The organism is Bacillus sp. B1-WWTP-T-0.5-Post-4 (genome assembly GCF_009183795.1).
GTDB lineage: Bacteria > Bacillota > Bacilli > Bacillales > Bacillaceae_G > Bacillus_A > Bacillus_A cereus.
On sequence record NZ_WEIJ01000002.1, the window covers coordinates 966,240 to 992,045 of the forward strand.

Consider the following 25,806-nt stretch of genomic DNA (forward strand, 5'->3'; position numbering starts at 1 on the left):
ATTCGTAATTACCTCACTGAATGATGACAGGTCTTCCAAATAAAGCTGGATGATAAATTAACATCGCACCTATAAATGAACACACTAAACAAAAAATAGCCTCGTATTTTATAACTAGAGAAGAGCTGGTATCAAGCTTTTCCCCCTCTCTTTTAAATATCATTTTTAAAGCTCTATATAATAAATACCCAATAATCGCCCCGAGGGTGTTCGTAAATAAATCATCAATATCTGTAATTCTATTATTTAACAATTGATTTAACTCAATTGCCAATGAAAAAAAGAATCCTGCACATACCGTGTTTTTCATTTTTCTAAAATACGGCCAAATCATCGGTAATAAAAAACCGAACGGCATAAACAGTACGATGTTCAAAAGATACGTAGTACTACCTGCCGTATCAAATAGAGTCAAGTTGATTTGACTTACACGAATCCACGTTTCATATCTACTTATATCCCATACAGTTGCAATCTGCGTCACCTTATACACTAACGAAAGGTAGAACAGAAAAACATATACCCATAGAAAATGCCGAATAGATATGTTTCTTTTCGCTTTAAAATAAAATCCAATTTGAAATAAAATACAAAACATAATTGTAAAAAAATAAGTATACAAATAACTCATTAAAACTTCTGTATGCATGTGGAATCCCCTAACTTTACATTTTCATCTATTATTTTAGAATATAGTTTAAGAACCAGTACTTTGTTCATATGTTTAATCTTCTACTTTGTCTTCGAATATAGGGAATATATTAAAAATAAAAAATCCCCACTTATTCATTTCCAGTCTCCTCCTTGATGTAACTTGTTTATAGGATAGGAAAAACTTTTAAAATAAAAAGTGGGGTAAATATAAAATTTTTCTTAAATTTTATATTAGCTTTTATTATTACTATTGTTAGGAATCCGCTAGTCATTGTTAGGTAACGCCATGCTTACACCTATAAAAGTATTGAATTACTGAAGAATTCTGTCCTCAATATGACAGCAGATTCACATCAAAAATGTAAATCCTCATTTCCTTCGTATTTTCCTTTATTAAGTCTTTTTCTTATGAATAATTCTGCCACAATTAAATTAGGTACCCACGCTAACCAAGCAATAATAGCGTAACTAAGTTCAAAATTCTCTATCCCAAATAGAACGATAAACAACGGTAGCCAAATTCTTAATGTAACTGCTCCAAAGGTTAAAGAATAATTTCTAATCATCCAATTTCGATGTTCTTTAATTTTTTTATTCTTAACTCTATGTAATGCTTGATATGCTGATGTTAGCCAAAGTATGGATAACAAACCGAAACCTAGCTTCGCTACCAATCCTCCCGTAGCATAAAAGGATAGGTATAGTCCAGAAACGCCTCCTAATAATATACCAACCATATAGATTCTCCCAACTATTCGATGACGGTTGATATTCCTCTCTCTAAATTTAGTGGATAATGTAAAAGGACCAATTACTAATGCTACTATACTAGTCGTAATATGTATAAATAACATACTATACCAGAACTCACTTAATTTAGATCCATACATAAGCTTCGCTTTTACAAGCCCTGTTTGAAACCCATCCATAATAGAATATTGGACAACAATATAACCAGATACTAAAAGAGCAAAAAAAGTGAATACAAACCAAATTTTTCTGTTCAAATTTTACTGCCTCCCCATTACATTCACGAAAATTAGATTATATATTACTGTTCATTCTCGGGAAAAATAGAAAAGCCTTCTAGCGAAATTGAAATGACCCCCGAAAAAGGGACATGTAATAGATTAAGATTTCCAAAAGTACTGAATATATATGTTATATTGTTAGACGTACTGAAAAAGATAAACAGTACAGAAATGGGAGCTTTTCTAATGGATATGTTGCAACAAGTAATAGATAAAGTGAAACTTTAATCAGTGGGGGTTTTGTTCATCCCCCACTGATTATTAGTTGAACCAATCGGGCTTTTACGGACAGTTGATCCCCCACCTAACTTCTTTGCTTCCGCTGAATTTTGAGGTGGGGGTCTTACTGCCCGGCAAATAGCGGGATAAATTTAAAATGAGCAAACTTTTTATATAATAAAAACTCTCAAGTATATCATTCTATACTTGAGAGTTTACTCATTTATCCCTTCTCATCCCTCATACTGTAATACCCCAAATTAATAATAACCAAGAAATACCCACTCATAATTCCAGCAGCAAATGTCCACATGAATTCATGGTGTTCAATTTCATACATAATAATTGCGCCGAGAATTGCGGCTGCGAACCGGTTAATCATTCCGAGCATCGGTGCTTTTTCTTTTTTTACAATGCTATCTCCGAACTTTTCAATACGTCTTCCTAAAATCCAGGCGCAGTACATACTCACCAAAAGGCCAATGCTTATCCCGACAAACTGGGCTGAAAAAGGTGTCACGAGCCATCCCAATAACATTACGCCTAGCAAACAATACATTTGTATGTTGAATGATCTTAATGCCACACGAATCATATTCTGCTCCTTACCTTTCTCTTTAATTCCATCTTTCGGACTTCAAGCTTTCAGCTATATCTTTTTTAAAATGAGGGAATTTGATTTTGCTCACCATTAAATAAGCGAGTACGCATGTACCAAACGCCACAGAAACTGGATTCTTTAAAAAACATAAAATGAGGAGACACATTGCCGCGAATGGAATGGGCATGCCGATAAAGGTTGGGAGTTTGCTTTGCTGCGTGTTAAATCTCGCAAGCCGAAGCATTCCGCAAATACTATAAGCAAGCGCACATATCATCCCGATAGACTGCAAATCTTTTAACGCGACACTATATGCAAGAATAGACGGTGCCACACCAAAAGTAACTAAATCCGCAAATGAGTCCAACTCTCCACCAATTTCCGAAACAGAATCAAGTTTCCGAGCGACCATACCATCTAAAAAGTCAAACAACATACCCGTAATAATAAAAACTGCTCCCAAATAAATATCGTGAACGAAAACAGCGTAAATAGCTAAAAGTCCACATACAAAATTTGCTATCGTAATCATATTTGGTATGTAACTCATAACACGCTTCTCCTCCTTTCTACTAATTGCTTCATCTACGTTCTTACTCATTACAATTAAGATCCTTCTGTTTTTCTTCCAATATCACTTTATTTATTTTCGTTAACGTCTCGGTCATTTGCTCAAGGGCATTTATATCGATTTTAGAAAAATATTTCTCAATTAATACATCATCTAACTCAGACAACCGCTCTATATACTTACTACCGTTTGGACCAAGTGTAAGAAAATACTCCCGTTTATTATTAGGGTTTACTTGTTTTGAAATCATCTTCTGTTTCTCCAATTTAGATAAAACTTGGCTAACGGCACTTTTGGATACATTAAAGGTAGTCGCAATGTGATTTGCTGTCGTGTTTTCATTTAAATTAATATGAAATAGCATGCTCTCTTGCTGTCCTGTAAGACCGAACTCATCTTTTAACTCCTGGAATAGTAAAATGTAGAATTCATTATAAGCTCGGTTCATTTCATTAATTACTTCTTTATACGTTCTAGTCATAGCGTTATTCCTCCATGCTTTTATTTCGTTTCGTTTAATAGTTAAGTTTACTTAACTTAACTATAGTATACCGTTATGTTCGTGTAAAGGGAAATATAACGCTACACTTTACTCACAGTGATACAAAAAAGAAGACACTCTTCTAAAACAAGTTAAGTCCCTTCTTCCAAATACCCAATTAATCGTTCTGAATAATCAAAAAGAAAATCAATTAAATTCCATATAGACCCATTACTGGTTAAAATGTTATAATGGAATCACCCTACATAGTTACTCATAGCCAGACTGAGGAACTAGCGTCTTATTAAGTAATGCGCATAACTAAAATAAAAAAGACACTTTACGGTGTCTTTTTTATTTATATTCATTGCAATTATCTCTTTTATAAACAAACTCTATCAAACAGTAAAGGAGACTAACAGATGGAACATCCTGTTGCAAGAGAATTACGTTTTATACGGGTATGTCTTATCATTTTGATTATTGTCATTGCATTCTGGGATCGTGAGAAAACTGTGGAAATTACTGATCACGGTAGCGATCCTATCTTAAACACCAGCAATATGACCCAAGTTGGTGAGAATACATTTGCATACAAAGATGAATCGAATCAAATTAAAATATTTAAGTTTAATCCAGATACAAATGAAATAAAATTAATAAAAGAGTTTTATGCTAACGAATATTAATTACATGAATTAAATAATTCAAATCTGTAGAAGACACTTTAAAGTGTCTTTTCTTTATGAACTACAAAGTATGAGGCCCCAAGCCATTAGCTGCAATTACGACTAAGGCTTTTACTATATAAAAAATAAAACATAGTAAGAATAGAATACTCACTTAAATTATTTTTCACTTCACAAACTACATCCAAAAAGTTGGATAACTTCTTTTACTACTCATATTATTAATGAATAAAGCAATAACTACAATAACAACGGAGCCAATTAAAACTGGTGTTACTAAATAACTCCAACTATTTGCCCCTAAAATAACGATAATCGGATCGGCGCCTGCCGGAGGGTGCGTCGTTCTCGTTAACATCATAACGGCTATTGCCATCCCCACCGCTAAAGCAATTGTCCAATATTCATTCCCAAACAAATGATATATTGATAGACCAATGAAAGTTGAAATCAAATGTCCTCCAATAATATTACGCGGCTGAGATAATGGCGCATTCCAAACTCCAAACGCTAATACACAACTCGCACCAAATGGAGCCATTAATAATTCTGTAGAGGTTATGCTCGTTAAATATGTTAAGGTAAGAATTGTTAAAAATCCCCCTAGTAGTCCCGTTAAAGAGTCCTTTACATTTACTTGTAATGGACTTCTTCCTTTCCCTTTCATTTTTGTAAAATATCGTACACTTATTGGTTGAGGGTCTTTTTGCTTAGTTGCTGTTATATTATTCATCGTTCTCCTCCTTTATTTACCAACCATTATAACTCGGCAATAACTAACCTGTAAATATTAATTTTAGAGGTTAGTTATAGAATACAAAAAAAGAATCAACTATTATAAGTTGATTCTCTAAACTTCCTCAAATTTTCGATCCTGAAATTTTGCTACCTTTTTCCGGTTCCCACATATTTTCATAGAACACCATTTTCGTTTCCCACTCTTATCTATAAATAATAAAACACATTCAGGATTTGAACACCTTTTAAGGAAAACCAGCTTATTTTCTGCTATTAAGGTTAAAGCATCAAATGCAATTAACGATGCGAGTACATCCTCGATTTCTCCAACCGGGATAGATACTAGCTGTTGTTCAATGATTTTATATGTAAATGGTGCCTTCTCAATTTGTTTTTCTAAATACGTAATAAAATCATTAGAAATTTTTTGCTGATCAGCAATTGCCTCAAACTGTTTTCTCAGTACTTCTCTTATTTCTAATATACTAGATGTAACTTGATTCATTCGCTTCTGAATTCCTATAAGTGTTTTTTCATTCCAAAAAGGAAGATTAACCTTTATTACATGTAACCATTCTAATACATCTTCATCTGTTATTAATAAATCATAACGTTGTCCACGCCTAACTAGCTCTGTATTTACTAAATCTAATGAGAGATTTCCAGATATAAGCGGGAATTGTTTTTTGTCCTGCATGTACTCATCACCTTCTCTTTAAATAATCATATTCCAAATTAATACAGCAGTGCAACTTTTTTATAAACTAAAAAGTATGAAGATCAAAGCCTTTAGCCATAATTACGACTAAAGGCTTTTTGTATGTAAGTAAATGAAAAAGGAGCTAATTTTATGGAACATAATAAAAATGGAATACTTGCTTTAATTGTTTTATTTGTAGGACTAGCATTTTTTGTCAGTGGAATGGTTTATCATTTATGGGGCTCATTTTAATTTCAAATTTTAGACAGATAAATAATTCGACTCAGAGAAATGCGCATTTTTCCCCTTTTCCTTCCAAAATTAATATAATAAGATATAAAATGTAATACATATACAAATATATATAGCACTCATTAAAAGTGCTTCTATTTTGGAAGGAAGAAACAAACGATGAACAAAAAGTTATTAGCATCATTATTATGTAGCACATTCTTGTTTGGAGTATCAGCGTGCAGTTCACATGATGCGCCTGCGAAAAATGAGCAGGCGACTTCTAAAAAAACAGAGAATGACAAACTTAGCAACAAGGATTCGCAAAAAGAACTTCCTACCAATGTAGATTCCTCTGATATATACATGTCAATAGGATCTGCCGAGTCACTAGATGTTCTAGGGACTGGAGAAGTTAAAGCACAAGGTGTCTTTAAAGTATTAGACATCGCAGTTTATAATCGTAAAGAAGAACCCATTACACTAGATATCAACAACTTTAAATTAATTGATGGATTTGGAAGAGAATATCACATTTCCAATGAACATCAATCCGTACTTAAAGCTGCAAATACCTCTACATTTAAATTTGGTATTGTTAACCCTAATGAACATTCGGACGGAAACATTGTATTCGATGTACCGAAAAACACGCGAGGATTAACTTTAAAATTTAATAATGATAAGTTAGATAAAGATCTCCAATTAAAAGTGGAATTGGAATAAGCAAAATAAATACGTCTCCCTTAACATTCTCTACTAACATAAAAAAGTACAGTCTTTTCTACAGCAGACTGTACTTTTTTTATCATTTCACATAACATTCCCTAATTTTTTTGACTAGCTGCTCTCCAATCACGAAAAGATGTTGGGCGTCCAGAAAAAGCTCTTTGCTTTGTAACAGATGGTTTTTCTTCAGGAGTCATTGTTTTTTCTTTAAGAGTCGCTGGTTTTTCTTTAAGCGTCACTGATTTTTCTTCAAGAATAGTCACAGTTGTTTGCATTTTCTCTAACTGTTCTTTCAACAATTGTTGTTCAATCTTTAAATCCGTAAGTAAACGTAAAATCATCTCAGAATTAGCCATAAGATCCTCCTTCCCCCAATACACAGAATAAAATACAATATGTAGAAGACAAAATTCCGGTGACAAAAATAAGATCGTCAACTCTTTTTAACTTCCAAAATCCTTTTATTTTTTTAAGGACCTGCTCCATTCACCCTTAAAAACATAAATTAAATTAAATCCATTAATAAATGGTCTTTATGGAAGGAGGAGTTAATATGGGCTATGGAGGTAGTTGTGGTGGAGGCTGTGGTTTCGGCGGCGGATTTGCCTTACTTGTTGTGCTCTTCATCTTATTAATCATCGTTGGCGCTAGCTGTTGGGGCGGCGGATTCGGCTGCTAAGGAGAGGCACTCTTGAGAGTGTCTTTTTTTTTGATATGTGACTCATATACATATTGCTCATAATTTCCGTTCTGGGGATAGTATAATATTGACTGAGCATGTCAGCATCCCCCTAATTAATAGTTGGTTCAAATCGATATAATTCTTTTAAATATAGGTTAACACTATATTTCTCAATGAATAAAACAACTTAACATGGTAAAATAATAGTTGGATGGGAGTCCAATATATTATTAAAATTAAGATGGTTCAAGTCGAAGGAAGGCACCTTAGGGTGTCTTTTCTTTATGAAAAATATCTAACTATCAACCTTTTCTTTATGACTTCTAACATCAACAAAGGGTGATACAAACTATTACATATGTTTGTACCACCCTTTATTGATGCGTTTAGACTTCACAGTTGTTGAAGTTGTTGAAGTTTTAGACTTCTCCCTTAGTGTACCCATATTATTAGAACATCCTGTAATCTGTAGACAAAATGTAGCTAATAAAAACAATATTAATAATTTCTTCAATAAATCCTCCTACATGCATAAAACACCATATGTTACAAAACAAACATAACATCAACTCTTTATAAAAACAATATAATCCTCGGTCCTTAAGCTATCTCTTAACATAGGAGTACCGCCACAAATCCATTTTTAAAATATCCCCTACTTAAGGAATTTGTAAGTATCAAGTAAGAAAAACGAGAGCTTTGCTTCGTATAATCAAAATATAAAGTGAAGGAAGAAAGATTATTTCTGGGATTAATATGCATGTGACAAGAGAAGAAAGCTACGTTTTTTTAGAATAATAATATGAGTATGTCCAAGTTTTGGAGATTGCTTGCAAATGTTTTGAAGTTTTCGCACCAGAATTCTAATTACCATACCTGTTTTTTACCATCACATATTGGAGGTTAAAACATGAATAAAAAAAAGAAAATACAAAGATCAATACTTACCTTTCCCCTACTCTTTTCTTTAGGCGTTTCATCTTTCCCGCTTACAACAACTATTCACGCAGATACACGCGAGGAACAATCTGCTGAAAAGAAACTAGTCTCTTTAACGGAGCGTACATCATTATTTTTTGAATATCTCCAGCAAGGTAAGTATGCAGAGGCACTACAGTTGACGTCTACTGCTTTTCAATCCAAGTTTACAGCAACCACATTACAAAACTGGTGGACACAAAGTGGCTGGAGCGGGATAAAAAGCATGGGAACCCCCGTGATAAAAGAACGAAACTTGGTCCATCAGACGGTAGAAATTCCAGCAGCTACCGAAGGAACTACCATACCGCTACTCCTTAAATTCACACCTGGCGGGAAAGTAGATGAAATTGGAGAAAGGCCACCCGAAGAATCTTATACCATCCCACATCCTATCTATAATCAACCTGACTCCTATCAAGAACGTGAAATCGTCATTGGAAATTCTACCTATCCGTTACCAGCGACATTAACAGTTCCGAAGCATCAGCGTGGTGAAAAGGTACCCGTCGTTGTTCTTGTGCATGGTGCTGGCATCCATGATCGCGATGCTACCTATTTGGGAACAAAAATCTTACGAGACATTGCGGTGGGCCTTTCATCCAACGGAATTGCAGTGTTGCGCTATGAAAAACGTACCTTAGAACATGCATTAAAGATGAGTGCAGAACCTGTTACATTAGACCGTGATACTACAGATGATGCCATATATGCAGCAAAGTCAGCAGCGCAGCAGGAAGGCATTGATCCAAATAATATTTTCATTCTCGGACATAGCCAAGGAGCTGGCACAATGCCGCGTATACTGAGCAAAGCGCCTTCCTCACTTGTTCGAGGAAGTATCTTACTCGCACCACCTGCACGCCCTTTGACTGACATTGCCATTGATCAGTATCAATACCTTGGGGAGTCAAAGGAAGTAATCGATGAATTAAAAAGACAGGTCGCTTTTATCCAGGATCCTGCTTTCAATCCTGACCATCCTCCAGCTGGCTACAATTTGGGGTCACCTCATTTTATGTATGATGTTTCTAGGTGGCGTCCAGTTGAAGAAGCAAAATCACGAAAAGAGCCTTTACTCATTCTGCAAGGAGCACGTGATTATCAAGTAACAGTAAAAGATGAATATACAAAATGGCAGAAAGGACTTTCAAACCGCGGGAATGTTCAGTTCAAAAAATACCCGAAATTGAATCATTTCTTCACGGAGGGTGACGGGGAATTAAGCCTCCCTAGTGAATATGAAATCCCTGCTAATGTTCCCGAGTACGTCATCCAGGACATTATTACATGGGTTAACGAGACAAAAAAATAAGAAAACATCAAAAGCCTTCATGCAATTATCATTGCGTGAAGGCTTTTTGAAACTAGTGATTTAGAGATAGCTATTATTTTATATAATATTTGCCTCAAAACGAAAAATTAGAGTCTTTTATAATAATGAAGTTCATTTTAGAAGCAACCTGTTCTGTGAGCTTAACGGTGATGGGCGGTATCCCTAGAGTAAAGAAACAAGAGTAGTTAAAGAGACTACTCTTGCTTCTTTTCCTTCTCTTTATTTTCAATTTCAGATACCGATTTTGCTGGTTTTTTAATCATTTTATCTAATTCCCCAGAACAACCAAACTTATCCTCAAATTTATCTGTAGTACTTATACTTGCATCAAACCATAATTCCTTATCATTATTTATATATCCTTCTACAGAAGGAACTCCCATTGGACTTACATCTTTTTTTGTAAACGTAATAGATTTTACACCTTCGATATTATAATGAATATACTTTTCTACTCGTGCCTCTTGTACTTTCCAAAACTCTTCTTCTTTTTCTTTTTGTTTTAAGTATTCCATAGTAAAATATCCTCCTGCTATGAGTATCACAGCAGATACAATCAAAATCATTACTTTCTTCATTGGAAATCCCCTTATATTCCAAGCTAGTTAACATATGCTCTTTCTAAAGTAGGGTACAGAAACCAAGAGTAGTCGCAAGAACTACTCTTGGTTTTTTTCTTTCTCTTCTTTTTCAATTTCCGATACTGATTTTTCAGGATTTTTTATAAGTTTTCCTAATTTCCCAGAACGCGTAAATTTGTCTTCAAAGTTTTCAGTTGTACTTATACTAGCTATAAAATCTAATTCTTTATTATTATTTATATAACCTTTTATATGAGGAACTCCCATTGGACTTATCTTATTTTCTGTAAATGTAATAGATTTTACATCTTTAATATTATAGTGAATATACTTTTCTACTCGTGCCTCTTGTACTTTCCAAAACTTTTCTTCTTTTTCTTTTTGTTTTAAGTATTCCATAGTAAAATATCCTCCTGCTATAATACAAATAATGGATAAAACAATCACCAATTTCTTTTTCATTTAAAATCCCCTTGTGTTTGAATATATTTAAAATATACCATGAAATGAGTTGAAGCATATGAGTGAATTGAAAAAAAATCCAATTGCCACAGATGAAGATTATTTCGAACTATCCGATCAAGTTTATGAACCCGGAGTTTTAGAAATTGAAAAAGAAATAAAAGGGTCAAATAATAAAAAATGGGTAGTTATAGAAACATTTGATGCAGATAAAACAAAAGTAAAAAATGGATTACAAGCAATCGCTGTAGTACCTGCAAATAAGTATAAGCCTGGTAAAAAACAGTATGACGATGTAATCATTGCATTCCGTGGTACTGAATTTGATAGATTCGATGGAGATAAAACCACAGATATAGTTCAAATTACACTTGGACAGAAAAAGAACCTTGGTGTAGCAGGCGGAAAAGCTCCGACATCATTTGATAGTGCATTAGAATTTACAGAAAAAATTAAGAAAAAATATAATCCTACATCTATTCACACTACCGGACATAGTAAAGGTGCTGCGGAGGCTCAATATGTAGCAGCAGAAATGAATTGTTATGCAACAACATATGCTGCACCAAATATTTATAGATTACTAAGTGATAAAGCAAAAAAACGAGTAGATGAAGGCGTAATGGAAAATAAAGTAGTAGATTATACTCATAAAGAAGATGCTGTAGGAAATTTCAATCAATTTGGAGCACCTATGATTGGTAAACAATTTACAACGAAAAGTAATGGAACAGATAGTATTCTCGCGGCTGTATTTATGGGACAACATCCAATGTCAACATTTCTAGAAATGTTCCACAATAATGGTAGTGTTCGACTAGAATTAGAACCAGATGATATCATTCGTCATGCAAAAGAGATACAAAAAATAAGCGATATATTATCTGATATTATTAGAAATATAGAAAGATTTCAACAACAAGAAGAAGAGGAAGTTGCGAAATTAAAGAGTCAATTGAAGCATGAGACAGGACCTGGAGGAAAATATCATCTGTTAGAAGAACATGAAGTAGATGAAGCAATTAGAGAGGTTGCAAAAATATCCCAAAACGGAAAAGACTATTTTCATGATATACAACTAGCAGAAGAACTAATTCATCTTTTACGGAAAAAACAAAAAGAATTGATTCATTTTGGAGATGATATTGCTTATGCAGCTAATTCATTACGAGATAAAGATAATCAATTAGGAACAAATTTTGAAGGACTGGCGGCGAGATAATATGATGGATTTTATAGGGGAAATTCAAAAAATAGAGAAAGAAATAGAAAAAGCTACAGTTGGTGCAGTTGGAACTATTATAGATGAGTTGCAAGCTGTTAAAAAGCAATTAGAAAAAGAAATGCAACAATCACTTTTAAAAACTGATGTAGCATTCAAAACAAATAGCATCGTAGCAAGCCAAAAACATGCCATTCAAAAAAACAAAGAAGCATTTCATGATGTATGCAAAAGTTTATCTGAACAAGGAATTGAATTAAACAAAAGTTTTGAAAGCAAAACAGGTAGTGCAATAAAAGAAACATTACATAAACATCTCGATCAAATTCGAAATGAAATGATTTCTAAACAATATGATTTAATTAATAGTTGTGGAAAAAAATAAAAAATTTCTATTATTATTTTAATCTATATGTATACAAAAAAGTCCTCTTATGTAGGACTTTTTCTAATACACGAATAGATGCTATATTATCAAGCATCGCTCCTGCTTCAATTCTATGTAGCTTTAATTCCCTAAAAGCAAAGTCTACAACAAGTTGAAGAGCCTCTGTTGTATAGCCCTTTGCATTATGCTCCTTATCTAAAGTAAATCTCGTATAACAGCTTTGGAGGTCTCCCCTAACAATTTGAGTTAATGAAATGTCTCCGATAAGTTTATCATTTTCTCTTAAAAAGATTCCAAAAGGATTACTTGCCCTTCAGCTTTCTTTTTTAACGCTTGTTCGAGACGTATTTTTTGATGTTATTCTGTATAAAAACTTCTGGGAGCAACGGGCAAACTCGTTGAAAAAATTCGCGATTTCTAATATGTAAGTTAGCTAACTCGTTAGCATCATCAGTTTTATAAAGCCGAATATAAATGTGCTTCCCTACTAGTTTCATAACATCCCTCCAACATTTTTATATGTCTAATGAGGAAAAAGTATACCGTATACTATATACAGTTGGATAATATCAGGAAGCATTTTACACGAAAGAAAAGACACTCTATATGAGTGTCTTTTCCAATAGTTTTTAGCAGAAGCAAGAAGCTCCAACGATGATTAATAAAATGAATAACACGACTAATAAAGCAAAGCCTCCCGAGAAGCCACAACCGCCACAACTACCACCATAACCCATAATAGTTCCTCCTTTAGATAAGAGGGGAAAACTAAGGTTCACTCATGTATTTTAATGGATTCGTTTCATCTTATGTTTTTCCACATTGATTGAGCAGGTCCTTTCGAAAACTATTCACATATTAACTATATTTTTGAAAATGAATAATTTAACTATAACAATAAATAGATTAATTAATATAATGTATTAATTCTAAAAGAAGGGAGGAATAGCCATGCAAGTAGTTTGTTTTAAAATAGTGAGTGGTCAGTATTTCTTGTTTGTAGAAGGTATTCAAATTCCTGTACCAATTCCAGCAGTTGCTGCAGCTTTATTAATTGGTTTAGGAGTAATTCCACTTTGTTCTTAATGTAAGGAATTCGGATCATTCCTATCTTTCCATTAGAAAAGCCTCAAGTATATGAATACTTGAGGCTTTCTTTATATTAAAGAAAAAACACCTTACAAGGCTTGAAGATCTCCTGATTTAACTAATGCAGCCGTTACATCATCACCGAAAGTATTGAGACAGAATACTTTCTCGTCTACCGTATCCATTACTGTAGCTTCACCTGTCTTGCCACCTTGAAGTTTAATAAAATAGTTATGTTCTTCTAAAATTTTACTAAAATCTCTATTTGCCCATCTTTCAGTAATTGCTAATAGCTCTTCTTTGTTCTTGAAATTGTTTCCGTTTAGAATATTTCTTACTTTCTCTGCATTCTTTTTGGACATAGGGGTTGCTCCCTTTCCTTCACACGCTTTTACTTTTTGATGAGTCATGCTATGCATAGCTGAAATAACTTCTTCTTCAGTAGAAGTTACTGTAATGTGAAGTTGTGCATTTGAACCTTTCACTTCTGCTTCATTCGATAGTATGTCTTCTTTATTAACCTCTGCAAAAACATGGTCCTCACTCTTAAGCGGGACTTCAGCAAACTGTAACATTCCATAAGTCATACCAGTTGCAAGTACTACTCCCCCTATAATAGATGCTAGCCAATACGTTAGCTTCTTGTCCATCTTCATTTCCCCTGTCTTCGTTTAAATATCTTAACTAAAGAATACCATATTTAATTCCTTTTTATTAAAGAGTCTCTAATTTTTACTATAAAAAACGCGCAAATCGTTTAATGCAAATATAATAACTTCATAATCATGACTATGCCTATTCTCATAACAGAATCTATATACGATGTCACTAAATCATCTGGTGAACTATTAGCGGCAGAACTTATTATAAGAACACACTCTCTCATTATTGGACTTTTAGTTATTAGCACAGCTTTGCATCGTTATTCTCAAAAAGGATAAATATTGTACATACCAATTCTTATGTATAAAGACAACCAAAACAAGTGTTACGAAAAAAATATAAAAAAGACATCTTTGCTAGGGAAAGATGTCTTTTTTATATAAACCTTAATGTTCGTTCTGTAAAACTCTCGCTTCCTTTACTCCTTCTTTCTCCTCTTTTAAGAATAACGATACGATAAATGCAACAATAATAAAGATTAACCCAAGTGCAAATGCACCTTGGAACCCTGAAGTTAAACCGTTTAACTTCTCTACTGGATCCAGTGGATTTGCGGAGCTTTCCATATACTTAGTTGTTCCTGAAGACATTTTCGAAATAAAGATAGCTGTACCAATTGCACCAGCTACTTGTTGCAACGTATTAAACAGTGCTGTTCCATGCGGATATAAATCTGGTGTTAATTGATTTAAACCGTATGTTTGTGCTGTCATGACAAACATAAGTCCAACCATTAATACGCTATGCATAATAATAATTTGTAACATTGATGTATCAGGAGTAATGCCTTTAAATAAGAACATTGCAATCCCTACTAACACAATGCCGGGAACGATAATAACTTTCGGACTAAATTTATCAAATAGTTTACCTGCAATCGGTCCCATTATAGCGCTAATAATACTTCCCGGAAGCATGATGATCCCTGACTTAAAAGCTGTAACGAGTAAAACTGTTTGTAGGAACATCGGTAATAAAGTCATCGTTGAAAATAACGACATCATCACAATGACAATTAATCCGACTGATAATGTAAACATCGGAACTTTAAATGCGCGTAATTCTAAAATTGGATTCTCAATTTTTAATTGTCGAACGACAAAAATACATAATGAGATAAGCCCAACAATTAAAGCACCATATACTTTCGCATCGGACCATCCTAAATCACCTGATGCACTAAAGCTATACACAAATCCGCCAAATCCTAATGTCGATAAAAGGATTGATGGGTAATCTACTTTTGGCCTTGTTAACTCTGAAACATTTTGAATGTACTTCATCCCAATCATAATGGAAATGATCACGATAGGAATAACAATATAGAATAACCAGCGCCAATTTAATGAATCCACAATTACTCCAGATAATGTAGGACCAATTGCCGGAGCTGCCATCATCACAAGTGCGATTAATCCCATTGTCGCACCACGTTTTTCAGGCGGACAAATAATTAAAATCGTATTCATTAATAACGGTGAAATTAACCCTGTCGCTACCGCTTGGACAATACGGCCGATTAATAAAACAGAAAATGTCGGTGCAAATCCCGCAATTAATGTACCAGCTAAAAACGTTACCATAGCAATCAAAAACATTTGTCTCGTTGTGAGCCATTGCTGAAGTAACGCTGTAATTGGGACTAAAACCCCAACCACCAACATGTAAGCCGTAGAAAGCCATTGAATCGTTGAAGCTGTTACATCAAATTCCTTCATTAATACTGTTAACGCATTACCAAGTAATGTTTCATTTAATAATGCAACCATTGCTCCTAAAAGTAACGCAATTAAAATAGGGGTATGTTTCAAATTAGAAGTATCAACTTTGCCACTTGTAGGGCTCTTAGTTGTCATATTCATTTACAGATTCTCCTCCTGTTTCTTACTTAAAAAACTTTAAATATACCTAAACACATGTAATATAATATACATATGTAGATTAAAAAGGGAGAATCAATTTTCAACCACTGTATATTTAATCTACAAAAAAGGAGAATTGTAGATGAATGATAATGAAAAACAACTTGATTTACGTATTAGACGTACACATAAATTACTGTGGGATTCCTTATTTGAATTAATGACGCAATCAAAACAGAAATATAGTACGATCACGATTAACCAAATATGTGACCGCGCTATGGTACACCGAACAACCTTTTATAAACACTTTGAAGATAAAGATGCTTTATTAACATTTGGATTTAAACGATACGGTAAGATGATTGCTGAAATACCGGTTTCAGATCGATTAAGTAAACCATTTCAAGTAATGGAACAATTCCTACATCATGAAGAACTCGGTAAAATATTAGAAACGCAAATGTCTGATGAACAATTCATTACCCGTACACATTATTTAAGTCACGAAACGAGAAAACAAGAAATAGAAGCATTAAATCAACTTTGCAAAAACCATACGATACCAAATGATTTAATCATTGAGTTTTATTCAGGGGCAATCACCTCATTAAGCACATGGTGGTTTAAAAATAAAAAAAGCGTTTCTGCTGCTGAAATGGATAGGTACCTCCACCAACTCATTAATCGGGATATTTTTCAGTTTGAAAAGGAATAAGACTACACCTTTTCAATCATTCAATAAAGTGAAACTTTAATCAGTGGGGGTTTTGTTCATCCCCCACTGATTATTAGCCTTCACCAATCGGACTTTTACGGACAGCCCGACCCCCACCTAACTTCTTTGCTTCCACTGAATTTTGAGGTGGGGGTCTTACTGCCCGTTAAAGCGGGATCAAATTGACCACAAAATAGGAATATGATATATTTTCCATAGAATACTATATAAGTATGACATCAAATAAAATGGCATATAATAAAAAGAAGAGATGCGCTCACATCTCTTCCCTAACTGCTACCGCTTAGGGTGGTGGTTATTATAAGCTATTTCTTTTTGCGGAACCCACCCTTTTGCTTGTGACGGCGCGGAGTGGTTTTTTTGTTGTCCTTATCCAGAAGTTGATTCCGCAAAAAATACGCTGAAGCTTCGCGCACAGTCGCTTTGACAAACTCTTTTACAAGGTCAAACAAAACTCCATATTATCACCTCCTTTTCTTCCGAATAGAAAGAAGGGATAACCACCCTCACAATATGCAGTTGACTTTATTTTATCAAATGATTGTAAAGATATTATGTAAACAAAACAAATGAAATTTTACATAGAAAAAATCCCCTCCAAACTGGGCTTTTTTTTTATACATACTATTACTTCCCAATTGTTCTGAAAAAACCGTCGATAAATTTAAGTTACAAATATTCAGAATTAATATTAAAATTTAAAATGGGGATAGGGGTATGGGCTTATAAAATTTATACATAACGAGGGAATAGAAATGAAACTACAATTAAAAGCGGATTTAATGTTACTACTAGTTACATTTTTTTGGGGTGCATCCATCCTACTTACAAAGCTTGGACTTGATGGCATAGAAGAATATAATTTAATTGCATTACGATTTATTATCGCTTTTCTTTTATCAGGTTTAATATTTTACAAACATTTATTCAAAGTTGATTTTAAAACTGTAAAATATGCATTTATACTTGCTTCTGTCTTATTTATCGTTTATATTTTCGCGACTTTCGGTACAAAGTATACGAGTGTTTCTAATGCTGGTTTCTTACTTTGTCTCACAGTCATTTTCATTCCAATATTATCAGCTATATTTTTAAAACACATTCCGGAAAAGAAAGTTATAGTAGGAATCATTTTAACGATAATAGGAATCGGCTTATTAACATTAACGAGCGAATTCAAAATCGGTAACGGCGATATATTTTGCATACTGTCTGCCCTATTTTATGCGATCCACGTCATCATTACTGGAAGCGTAACGAAACATGTGAATTCCATTGCACTTGGAGTCATACAACTCGGCTTCGTCGGCCTATTTAGTCTTATTTTTTCATTCATTATGGAAACACCAAAACTGCCTAGCACAACCAACTCATGGCTAATCATCCTAGCCTTAAGTATATTTTGCACCGCAGTCGCATTCATCGTGCAAGTTATCGCCCAGCAATACACTACACCTACCCATACAGGTCTTATTTTTTCATTAGAACCTGTCTTTTCCGCAGGCTTTGCTTTCGTCTTCACAGGTGAAACGCTGACAGGAAAAGGATACTTAGGGGCTACGCTTATATTGTTGAGTGTGCTAATTGCTGAGGTGGATTTTAAGAGTTTGTTGAGGCCTAATTATAAGAAGAATATAGAATAAACATTTCACTATGATCAATAAACATACCCCAGAAAAATATGAGTTTATATTATTTTCATTCTCTTCACTTAGATTTTCTTTTTAGATGCTATCTTCAAATAAGGTAGCATCTAAAAAATGTTAAAAGGAATTTTCTCCCTAGTGTCTTCTTATATTTTATGTAATCTGCATCTTTGACCTTTTCTACGTTCTTTAATTACTTACTGAATATAGTCATACAGATTTTTCGCTAACAATAAACAAGTTACTGTAATGAACAGAGCACGAACATACCCGCTTCCTTTTTTTATAGCGAATTTGGAGCCAACAATCCCTCCAGCAATTTGAGCAATTCCCATTATAAAACCATACGCATAGTTAACTTGCCCTACATACATAAACATCAACAATGCACCAACATTACTTCCTAAATTAAGAAGCTTCGCATTACCTGCTGCTTTTAAAAAATCATACCCAATAAATAAAAGAGAAAACATTAAAAATGAACCTGTTCCAGGACCTAGAAATCCATCATAAAAACCAATAGCAAAAACAAAGAAAGTAAAAATAATGACGTGTCGACCAGACAATTTCTTATGAGTGGAAATACTACCCCAATCCTTTTTGAATATCGTATAAATAGCGACAGCACCAAGCATGATCAGCATCAATGGCTTCAGTACTTCTGGATTCATTAAATGAACGGTCCATGCCCCTATTATGGAACCTATGAAAGTGAGCGGAACTAATTTAAACGCCGATTTCAAATCAAGATTACCAGAACGATAAAACACAATATTACTAGTTGCACTTCCCATTGTCGACGCTAGTTTATTCGTAGCTACTGCACTTGCTGGATTCAGTCCTGTAAATAATAAAGCTGGTAAAGCAATGAGTCCACCACCACCTACAACTGAATCAATAAATGCAGCTAAAAATCCAAAAGCGATCAAAATCATTAATACAGATGGGTCTAAATAAAAATCCATACTATTAACCTCCCCTTTAGTCACTATTCGAATAGTAACTAATAATTTGCTAAATGTAAACAGTTATTGTAACGTTGAAATATAAAGTGAAACTTTAATCAGTGTGGGGTTTGTTCACCCCCACTGATTATTAGCCTTCACCAATCGGGCTTTTACGGGCAGCCCGACCCCACCTAACTTCTTTGCTTCCGCTGAATTTTGAGGTGGGGATCTTACTGCCCGTTAAAGCGGGATAAAAGCAAACATCGGAGGACGAAAAAAGTGGACTACATAGTGCAACAGCTTAAAAAAATTGGTTTCAATGAATATGAAGCTAAATCTTATGTATCTCTTGTTAAACAAGGGCCTGTCACAGCCTACCAAGTGAGTAAAGATTCGGGTGTCCCAAGAGCGCGAATTTATGAGATTTTAGGTAACCTTGTAGAAAAAGGAATTGTCATGAAAGAAGAAATAAATGACACCACCCGCTATTCACCTCTACCTGTTGAAATCTTTTTACAGAAAGCGCAAACAGAATGGCAATCTACTTACGAAGGAATAAGTGATTCATTAAAAAAACTAGAAACTTCCGAGGAAAAAACGGATAATCGAGTAATTACTTTAAAAGACAATCAAACAATCATTAGCTACTGTCAGGCATTAATAAAAAAAGCAGAACGACGTATTGTCATTTCAATGTGGGATGAGATGTATGAAGCGTTAAAAGAAGATCTATCTGAAGTAGCTGATAAAGTTACAATACAAGGTATTACCCTACATGTTGAAAATCCCATTAAAAATCTAGAAGCCCATCGCATAACACCTTATACAGAAACCTTGTCTACAGAACATTGGTTTATTGTATCGATAGATTCTAAAGAAATGATTTATGGACCATCACTTGAAGAGCGTAATATTGCTTTTTATACAGATGACCCCGTCCATATATACTTATTAGAGGATTATGTATGGCATGATGTGTTAGTAAATCGACTTGTCCGACGTAACCAAGATGATTTGCAGCAGTGGATTACTGCAGAGAGAAAGTCTTTCTTTATGGGGAAATGAGGAACATATTCAAGAGCAAACCAAAAGATTTGCGTATTAAACCTAACAACTTCTCCGTACAAAAATAGCCGACTATTATATAGTAAATATTCGGCTATTTTTGTGTAAATTTTTATACAGACGCTGCCATTACCCCAGCGATTAATGAGATAAACGCTTCTCCCACTCTTTCACCTTTTCAATTGTTACATCTAATTTTTTAGCTATTTCTTCTACACTCATTCCTTTAAAAAGCATTCCAGCTGCCGAAAGTGCTTTATCAATTTCTTCTTGCTTCTCTTGTTCATATAAACGACCTACTTTTGTCATCCGTAACCACTCCTTTACCTTTTTATATGCCTTCTTCTATTTTATCATCAAATCTCCACAAACCGCCCAAACTCCCTCAAAAACCTCAACTTAAAACTCCCCACAGGTCCATTCCGATGCTTCGCTACATGAATCTCCGTCATCTCTTTCTGCATCGTTTCTTTATCGTAATAATCCTCTCGATACATAAGCATAATGACATCCGCATCTTGCTCAATTTGGCCCGTCTCTCTTAAATCAGATAAAAGCGGACGCTTATCTTGCCGCGACTCTACAGAACGAGATAACTGTGACAGTGCTACTACACAAACATTTAATTCACGCGCTAATAACTTAAGCTTACGAGAAATCTCACTAATCTCTTGAAATCGATTACCCTTATGCTTCGGATCGCCCGTAATAAGCTGCAAGTAATCTACAATAACTAAAACCTTCTTATCACCGTGCTTCCTCTTTAACTTACGAGTTTGCATCCAAATATCTTGTACCGTAACGCCTGCATTGTCGTAAATCTCAAATGGCAACTCACCAATCTCCGCAAACGCCTTACTTACCTTCTCCCAATCTTCCATCGCAAAACGATGCTTCGGATTTTTCAGCCTACCTCCTGACACTTCGCCTACGCAAGATGCCATCCTTTTTAACAATTGCTTACTACTCATCTCTAACGAAAACAATCCAACCGCCACTGCAGACTTCGCCGCATGCAGTTCAACATTAAGCGCAAACGCAGTCTTCCCCATAGAAGGACGCGCACCAAGAACGACAAAATCACCTTCCTGCAATCCGCACGTCATTTTATTTAACGATGTATAACCAGTCTCAATACCAGTAATCTCTTTCCCATCTTGATGAAGCTCCTCATACAAATCAACTAATGCACCCTTCAAATCAAACTCACATACAGAATCTTTCTCCTCTAACTCACAAAGTGCCGTAATCGTCTCACCGATAACTTTCTCACTCTTCTCCGCAATAAGACGCTCCCCCATCTTGTGCCCGAGAACACCAGCCTGATACATTTTCCACGCACCTCGAACAAGCCCCTCATAATAAGAGAAATTGCTAATAGTAGGCACACTATCCATTAACCCTATAAAATACTCCATTCCCCCGATCCCCTCTAAAAACTTCGGATCCACCCTAGAAATGAACGTCACAAGATCAATCGGTTGCCCCTCTTCTTCCATTTTTCGCATTAACTGAAATATAGACTTATGCACCGGCATAGAAAAATACTGCTCCGTCAAACGGCACTCCTTAATAAGCTCTCCATCAATTAATAGAGAACCTAACACCGTCTTCTCCGCCTCCACATTTTGAATACTCATGGCCGCCACCCGCGCTCCGCTAAAAAGCGCTGCAACTCTTCCTCAGATGGCGCATTCTTCTCCCACTCCTCACACCTCGCCAAAAACTCCTCCGTCTCCCCCGTACTAACAGACGACTCCTTCTTCCGAAAGCTCGCCGTATCCGCCTCAACCTCAGAAACTTTCGTAAATCCTTTCCCGTGCCACCCTCTCAAAATTCCCTTCACATAAGCAACCGTCCGCTTATTATTCTCAAACGCAATTTGAAGCGCCTTCAGCACAAGCTCCTCTGACAAATCTTCCATCCACGCACTCAGTTCCTCCACCGCAAAAGGAGACAAACTACCGAAATGTTGCTCATAAAAAGAAAACACGCGACTTCCCGTCTCTTCCTCTATAACCTCTTCTTCCTCTGTCTCCTCACAAATCGGCTCAACATCATCCACATTCAAATCATCAGGCATACCGAAATGTGCTAAAAGCATCGGAACATTCAGCTCCTCCTCCGCACACTTCTGAAGAAACATATGTACAAACTCCTTATTCTTCACACTCTTCAGCTCACGAAGCACACACTTCTCCACATTCGTATTCGTCACAGGATTATAACAAAGCCAATTCAAAACGAATAGCTCCCGTGTATCTGCATCATAAAGAATCTTCCCATAATCAATGAAGCGCTGCACAAGCTTATCAACAGTCTCCCTGTTATAACCCGTCTCCATCTCAGCTAACCGCTTCGGAAAAGGAAAAATCCCGCACTGCGTCGTCTTCGAACAAGTTAGCAAATACACATAAAAATACCGCTCCTCCGGCGTCAAATCCAAAACAAAATCATCCTGCCAAAAATTCACCTGCACATTACGATACACCGCCATCAAAGTTCCTCCCGTCTCCGTTCAAAATGAAAACCTCTTCATAATATATATGGGAGGATGGCTGGGTTTTTGGCGTGTTATTTCAAAATTTTTTTTGACTACTACTACGGTGTTTGTAGTTGTTTTTGTTTTGTTGTGTTTTTTCTTAGTGATTTATTACTTGGTAGGGGCTTGTAAGGGGCTTAGGAGGGGTTAGTTATCGGTTACTTCAATTAGAAAGACTCGATCTGAGAAGCCGCCTCTTTCTTTTGCTTTCTTTTTACGGATGTTGTTGATTTCTTCTAGTGTTGTGCCTTCGTATTTGGCTAGGGCGTTTATTAGTTCTAGGAGGTCGGATAGTTCTTCGAGTTTATGTTCTTTTGTTGTTGCTTCTAGATATTCGGTTAGTTCTTCTTCTGGTTTTTTGCAGAGTTCTTTTATGTATTCTTCTTCGAGTAGGATTCTTGTTGTAGGTGTTTTTCCGTTGGTTTTTATTATTTGCGGGATTTTGTTTCGGATTAGTTTGTTGTAGGTTGGCATGGGATTTTCCCTCCGTTTGGTTTTTCTTCTATATTAAATCTTTCAAATTCTCTCCAATACTTTAATTGTAGCGTAATATCAGAATTTCTTGTTGATGGATACTTATTTAATAAATAAGCTATCTTAGTTATAAGATGTTTCATATTCCCTTCCGCTAAATTAACCATCAATCTATGTTTTTCTCGTTCTATCTTTTTTGCCTTTTCTTCTGCATTTACCTCTGCTATAACTCCCTCTTCTCTTTGAATCTCATCATCCACTTGTTCTAGTAATTCATCAGTTTCAATTTCTGATACTTCAATAGCTACTCCATGATTTGTATCACTCATCTTGTAATTCTCACCATCCCTAAAAACTTCATTTTAAATGACCTCAATACCAAAATTATACAACAAAAAACCTATCCTTTCACTCGCATACAAATAATACCTCATTCCTACTTACCTAAAAATATATTGAATTTCTCCCCAAATAAATAAAGATTTACAACCACTCCTATAAATTATTTTGATATAATTGTTAATGCTATTATTTTCTATTTAAGGAGAATAGTTCTATGAAAGGTGATGATTTGAATGAGTCTAGAATGGATAATAAAAAGTAGTATCTTAATACTGTTTCCACTATTAATAATTGTATTTTTAATATCTCTTATTTCTATTCTTTATCTAAAATTTATTAAAAAGAAAAAGGCTAGTAAAAAAATATTTATAACTATGGTAACTTCCATTATCTTAGTTCTTATTACAATCGTTTCAACTATATATCTAATTGAATGGGAAAAAAAACAAGAAAAAAGGCAACATGAAATGTGTCAAAAGGGCAATATATCGTATTGTAATGAATATAATACCAAAGTAGTCTTAGACAATCTGAAGAATGCAGATGGTATAATGTACATCACTGCATTTTCAAAAGAATATAATATGTACCGTGAAATATATAACCCTGATAAATGGAAAATTCAGCAACTTGGAATTGAACATTACTTTGAGTATATATTTGGGGATATATTATACACTGACGATAAAAAAATCGGTATTACATATAAAAATGAAGGTACTGGTAGTATGTACGCAAAAATTATTGATAAAAGAATATTAAATTCTAAGCAAGATGTTAAAGATTTCAAAGAAAGTATAGATAAATTATCTTTTAAAGTTAATAAAGAAAAAGAAGAGGCTGAAAAAGAGAAAAAAAGACAACAACAAGAGAAGGCACTAGCAGAAAACGAAAAAAGAGAAGAAGAATTACGTCAAAGTTATGAGAGACTACATAAACTCGAAGATGCTTATATTACATTAGATGAATTTCAACAATTGCAGTTGGGCATGACATATGAGGAATGCATAAAACTTATTGGTGGTGAAGGGAAGTTAACCTCCGAAAGTTATAATTATAAAATATATGAATTTGAATCTTTATCTGGTAAAGGTATCGCACTACTAAGCTTTTATAACAATAAATTGGAATCTAAAACACAAAATGGTTTAAATTAAACAGTAATTCTTCTTAAGATTTAATGTCTTCCCACCTACAAATACAATTTCACAAAAAGTCCCTTCTTTATTATTAAGAGGGGACTTTTACACTTATCTATCAATATCTAAGAGGCTATCTTATCATTCAATTAGCTCACAGAATTTAAAATAAAAATATTTTTACATTAATAATTTTTCGTTACTCAATATAAAAATAGCACTACTCCATACCCCAAAACACAAAACTAATGTACATACGGTATCTTTTCGGCTACTATTTTCTATTTGATGTGTCATCAAATTTAAAAAATTCAGTTTGGAGTTCCATCCAATAGTTAATGTCTTTAACATCTTTAACAGTACTCACCAATTTCTTTTTAGTAAAATCTATTACATAAAAAGCATCTATCCATTCATTTACACCTTTATTCCTCATATTATTAATCTTCTGTTCAATTAACACCCCATAATCTTTTTCTCTATATTTAGAAAAAGAATTTAGTTCCTGATAATTTATCTTGTACTTTTTATAAACTAGTTTTTTTCCAGCTATATAAAAAGCCTCCTCGCCCATAACAGTATATTGTTTAAAAGCAAAATTATCTTTAAAAGGATTAGCTAGATAATTCAAAAAATCTTCTAAACTAGGTTCCTTAGAAAAGTCCCACCAATGCTTTATTATAAAATTAACCCCTGTCTTGCTTAATCTATTTATATCCTGGATTAAAACAACAGGATAAGCAAAAAATCTCCAGAAATCTTCTCGAGTTAAAATGGGAACATTTTTATTTAAATGTACTCCAGAAAACTTCCCTTCATTTGTTAATAAAAATCCCTTTACCTCTTCAAAATCAGGTACATCAATATTCTTTTCTTTTTTTAATTTAGCAATAAATAAATCTTTATTTCTTTCAATAAATTTACAAATATAATCCACTTGTATAATGCCATCATATGTATAATTTAATTTTCTTAAATTACTTATACTTTCAAATTTCTTCATAG

Annotated in this window: 32 protein-coding genes and 1 pseudogene; 12 read left to right on the forward strand and 21 right to left on the reverse strand. The window is 34.3% G+C overall.

Features of this window, described 5'->3' with window-relative positions:
- Positions 1–13: 13 nt before the first annotated feature.
- The 5 genes from GBN91_RS10645 to GBN91_RS10665 form a co-directional block, all read right to left on the reverse strand.
- Positions 14–649, reverse strand: a complete 636-nt coding sequence (locus GBN91_RS10645; RefSeq protein WP_152121458.1) for a VanZ family protein — start codon at positions 647–649, stop codon at positions 14–16.
- Between the two features lie 358 nt (positions 650–1,007).
- Positions 1,008–1,661 (reverse strand): DUF2306 domain-containing protein, encoded by a 654-nt coding sequence (locus GBN91_RS10650; RefSeq protein ID WP_001080297.1) that lies wholly within the window; start codon positions 1,659–1,661, stop codon positions 1,008–1,010.
- A gap of 466 nt (positions 1,662–2,127) precedes the next feature.
- Entirely contained in the window at positions 2,128–2,499 is a 372-nt protein-coding gene (locus GBN91_RS10655) for an ATP synthase subunit I (RefSeq protein WP_152121459.1), read from the reverse strand.
- Positions 2,500–2,521: 22 nt separating this feature from the next.
- Positions 2,522–3,106 (reverse strand): CDP-diacylglycerol--serine O-phosphatidyltransferase, encoded by a 585-nt coding sequence (gene pssA / locus GBN91_RS10660; protein ID WP_152121460.1) that lies wholly within the window; start codon positions 3,104–3,106, stop codon positions 2,522–2,524.
- Positions 3,099–3,557 carry a MarR family winged helix-turn-helix transcriptional regulator gene (locus GBN91_RS10665; RefSeq protein ID WP_000198944.1) on the reverse strand — a complete coding sequence of 153 codons (459 nt, stop codon included), beginning with the start codon at positions 3,555–3,557 and terminating at the stop codon, positions 3,099–3,101. Before GBN91_RS10665 ends, pssA begins: the two co-directional genes overlap by 8 nt.
- Before the next feature lie 422 nt (positions 3,558–3,979).
- Here GBN91_RS10665 and GBN91_RS10670 point away from each other — a divergent pair, with 422 nt between their 5' ends.
- A complete protein-coding gene (locus tag GBN91_RS10670) occupies positions 3,980–4,246 on the forward strand; it encodes a YmzC family protein (protein WP_000400965.1) in 267 nt (88 codons plus the stop codon).
- A gap of 178 nt (positions 4,247–4,424) precedes the next feature.
- Here GBN91_RS10670 and GBN91_RS10675 read toward each other — a convergent pair whose 3' ends face one another.
- Together GBN91_RS10675 and GBN91_RS10680 are read right to left on the reverse strand one after the other, a co-directional pair.
- Complete coding sequence (locus GBN91_RS10675) at positions 4,425–4,979, reverse strand: HPP family protein (RefSeq protein ID WP_001059994.1); 555 nt, start codon at positions 4,977–4,979, stop codon at positions 4,425–4,427.
- Positions 4,980–5,096: 117 nt separating this feature from the next.
- Positions 5,097–5,681 carry a CGNR zinc finger domain-containing protein gene (locus GBN91_RS10680; RefSeq protein WP_152121461.1) on the reverse strand — a complete coding sequence of 195 codons (585 nt, stop codon included), beginning with the start codon at positions 5,679–5,681 and terminating at the stop codon, positions 5,097–5,099.
- Between the two features lie 414 nt (positions 5,682–6,095).
- Between GBN91_RS10680 and GBN91_RS10685 the strand changes: the two genes are divergently transcribed.
- Entirely contained in the window at positions 6,096–6,641 is a 546-nt protein-coding gene (locus GBN91_RS10685; RefSeq protein WP_152121462.1) for a DUF4352 domain-containing protein, read from the forward strand.
- 101 nt (positions 6,642–6,742) lie between these two features.
- On the opposite strand, the gene GBN91_RS10690 is transcribed toward GBN91_RS10685, so the two are convergent.
- Entirely contained in the window at positions 6,743–7,000 is a 258-nt protein-coding gene (locus tag GBN91_RS10690) for a hypothetical protein (protein WP_000013699.1), read from the reverse strand.
- A gap of 197 nt (positions 7,001–7,197) precedes the next feature.
- Here GBN91_RS10690 and GBN91_RS10695 point away from each other — a divergent pair, with 197 nt between their 5' ends.
- On the forward strand, positions 7,198–7,323 hold the full coding sequence (locus tag GBN91_RS10695) for a YjcZ family sporulation protein (protein ID WP_000540377.1): 126 nt from the start codon (positions 7,198–7,200) through the stop codon (positions 7,321–7,323).
- Between the two features lie 913 nt (positions 7,324–8,236).
- Positions 8,237–9,619: an alpha/beta hydrolase gene (locus GBN91_RS10700; protein ID WP_152121463.1), complete on the forward strand. Its 1,383-nt coding sequence runs from the start codon at positions 8,237–8,239 to the stop codon at positions 9,617–9,619.
- Positions 9,620–9,834: 215 nt separating this feature from the next.
- Here the strand turns inward: GBN91_RS10700 and GBN91_RS10705 are convergent, their stop codons facing one another.
- Positions 9,835–10,218, reverse strand: a complete 384-nt coding sequence (locus GBN91_RS10705; protein WP_152121464.1) for a DUF1433 domain-containing protein — start codon at positions 10,216–10,218, stop codon at positions 9,835–9,837.
- An 81-nt stretch (positions 10,219–10,299) separates the two neighbouring features.
- Positions 10,300–10,683, reverse strand: a complete 384-nt coding sequence (locus GBN91_RS10710) for a DUF1433 domain-containing protein (protein WP_071740857.1) — start codon at positions 10,681–10,683, stop codon at positions 10,300–10,302.
- 58 nt (positions 10,684–10,741) lie between these two features.
- Here GBN91_RS10710 and GBN91_RS10715 point away from each other — a divergent pair, with 58 nt between their 5' ends.
- Positions 10,742–11,905: an alpha/beta hydrolase family protein gene (locus tag GBN91_RS10715; RefSeq protein WP_152121465.1), complete on the forward strand. Its 1,164-nt coding sequence runs from the start codon at positions 10,742–10,744 to the stop codon at positions 11,903–11,905.
- Between the two features lies 1 nt (position 11,906).
- Complete coding sequence (locus GBN91_RS10720; RefSeq protein WP_000968628.1) at positions 11,907–12,290, forward strand: hypothetical protein; 384 nt, start codon at positions 11,907–11,909, stop codon at positions 12,288–12,290.
- Between the two features lie 13 nt (positions 12,291–12,303).
- On the opposite strand, the pseudogene GBN91_RS10725 reads toward GBN91_RS10720, so the two are convergent.
- Positions 12,304–12,790, reverse strand: a pseudogene (locus tag GBN91_RS10725) (GNAT family N-acetyltransferase).
- A 132-nt stretch (positions 12,791–12,922) separates the two neighbouring features.
- Positions 12,923–13,030 carry a YjcZ family sporulation protein gene (locus GBN91_RS10730; protein ID WP_000540375.1) on the reverse strand — a complete coding sequence of 36 codons (108 nt, stop codon included), beginning with the start codon at positions 13,028–13,030 and terminating at the stop codon, positions 12,923–12,925.
- A 214-nt stretch (positions 13,031–13,244) separates the two neighbouring features.
- On the opposite strand from GBN91_RS10730, the gene GBN91_RS29445 reads away from it, so the two are divergent.
- On the forward strand, positions 13,245–13,379 hold the full coding sequence (locus GBN91_RS29445; protein ID WP_001198456.1) for a hypothetical protein: 135 nt from the start codon (positions 13,245–13,247) through the stop codon (positions 13,377–13,379).
- Between the two features lie 92 nt (positions 13,380–13,471).
- Here the strand turns inward: GBN91_RS29445 and GBN91_RS10735 are convergent, their stop codons facing one another.
- The gene (locus GBN91_RS10735) at positions 13,472–14,032 is read right to left on the reverse strand and encodes a PRK06770 family protein (protein WP_000358710.1); all 561 of its coding nucleotides are present in this window, start codon (positions 14,030–14,032) and stop codon (positions 13,472–13,474) included.
- A 135-nt stretch (positions 14,033–14,167) separates the two neighbouring features.
- On the opposite strand from GBN91_RS10735, the gene GBN91_RS28840 reads away from it, so the two are divergent.
- The gene (locus GBN91_RS28840) at positions 14,168–14,323 is read left to right on the forward strand and encodes a hypothetical protein (RefSeq protein WP_180985045.1); all 156 of its coding nucleotides are present in this window, start codon (positions 14,168–14,170) and stop codon (positions 14,321–14,323) included.
- Between the two features lie 108 nt (positions 14,324–14,431).
- Here the strand turns inward: GBN91_RS28840 and GBN91_RS10740 are convergent, their stop codons facing one another.
- Positions 14,432–15,907 carry an MDR family MFS transporter gene (locus GBN91_RS10740; RefSeq protein WP_152121466.1) on the reverse strand — a complete coding sequence of 492 codons (1,476 nt, stop codon included), beginning with the start codon at positions 15,905–15,907 and terminating at the stop codon, positions 14,432–14,434.
- Between the two features lie 142 nt (positions 15,908–16,049).
- On the opposite strand from GBN91_RS10740, the gene GBN91_RS10745 reads away from it, so the two are divergent.
- A complete protein-coding gene (locus GBN91_RS10745; protein ID WP_000999319.1) occupies positions 16,050–16,625 on the forward strand; it encodes a TetR/AcrR family transcriptional regulator in 576 nt (191 codons plus the stop codon).
- 776 nt (positions 16,626–17,401) lie between these two features.
- Complete coding sequence (locus GBN91_RS10750) at positions 17,402–18,289, forward strand: DMT family transporter (RefSeq protein WP_152121467.1); 888 nt, start codon at positions 17,402–17,404, stop codon at positions 18,287–18,289.
- 200 nt (positions 18,290–18,489) lie between these two features.
- Here GBN91_RS10750 and GBN91_RS10755 read toward each other — a convergent pair whose 3' ends face one another.
- On the reverse strand, positions 18,490–19,257 hold the full coding sequence (locus tag GBN91_RS10755) for a TSUP family transporter (RefSeq protein ID WP_000348425.1): 768 nt from the start codon (positions 19,255–19,257) through the stop codon (positions 18,490–18,492).
- 261 nt (positions 19,258–19,518) lie between these two features.
- Between GBN91_RS10755 and GBN91_RS10760 the strand changes: the two genes are divergently transcribed.
- Complete coding sequence (locus tag GBN91_RS10760; RefSeq protein WP_048656428.1) at positions 19,519–20,304, forward strand: TrmB family transcriptional regulator; 786 nt, start codon at positions 19,519–19,521, stop codon at positions 20,302–20,304.
- Positions 20,305–20,445: 141 nt separating this feature from the next.
- Here GBN91_RS10760 and GBN91_RS28845 read toward each other — a convergent pair whose 3' ends face one another.
- From GBN91_RS28845 to GBN91_RS10780, 5 genes are all read right to left on the reverse strand, one after another.
- Positions 20,446–20,613 carry a hypothetical protein gene (locus GBN91_RS28845; RefSeq protein ID WP_000169783.1) on the reverse strand — a complete coding sequence of 56 codons (168 nt, stop codon included), beginning with the start codon at positions 20,611–20,613 and terminating at the stop codon, positions 20,446–20,448.
- 47 nt (positions 20,614–20,660) lie between these two features.
- Positions 20,661–21,944, reverse strand: a complete 1,284-nt coding sequence (dnaB, locus tag GBN91_RS10765; protein WP_152121468.1) for a replicative DNA helicase — start codon at positions 21,942–21,944, stop codon at positions 20,661–20,663.
- Positions 21,941–22,801: a DnaD domain-containing protein gene (locus GBN91_RS10770; RefSeq protein WP_152121469.1), complete on the reverse strand. Its 861-nt coding sequence runs from the start codon at positions 22,799–22,801 to the stop codon at positions 21,941–21,943. Before GBN91_RS10770 ends, dnaB begins: the two co-directional genes overlap by 4 nt.
- A gap of 192 nt (positions 22,802–22,993) precedes the next feature.
- Positions 22,994–23,320 carry a nucleoside triphosphate pyrophosphohydrolase gene (locus tag GBN91_RS10775; RefSeq protein WP_152121470.1) on the reverse strand — a complete coding sequence of 109 codons (327 nt, stop codon included), beginning with the start codon at positions 23,318–23,320 and terminating at the stop codon, positions 22,994–22,996.
- Positions 23,299–23,649 carry a hypothetical protein gene (locus GBN91_RS10780; protein WP_226800153.1) on the reverse strand — a complete coding sequence of 117 codons (351 nt, stop codon included), beginning with the start codon at positions 23,647–23,649 and terminating at the stop codon, positions 23,299–23,301. The genes GBN91_RS10775 and GBN91_RS10780 overlap by 22 nt, the downstream gene beginning before the upstream one ends.
- A 246-nt stretch (positions 23,650–23,895) precedes the next feature.
- Here GBN91_RS10780 and GBN91_RS10785 point away from each other — a divergent pair, with 246 nt between their 5' ends.
- On the forward strand, positions 23,896–24,819 hold the full coding sequence (locus GBN91_RS10785; protein WP_086385405.1) for a hypothetical protein: 924 nt from the start codon (positions 23,896–23,898) through the stop codon (positions 24,817–24,819).
- 256 nt (positions 24,820–25,075) lie between these two features.
- Here the strand turns inward: GBN91_RS10785 and GBN91_RS28850 are convergent.
- On the reverse strand, positions 25,076–25,806 hold a 731-nt coding region (locus GBN91_RS28850), incomplete at its 5' end, for a hypothetical protein (RefSeq protein WP_193222114.1).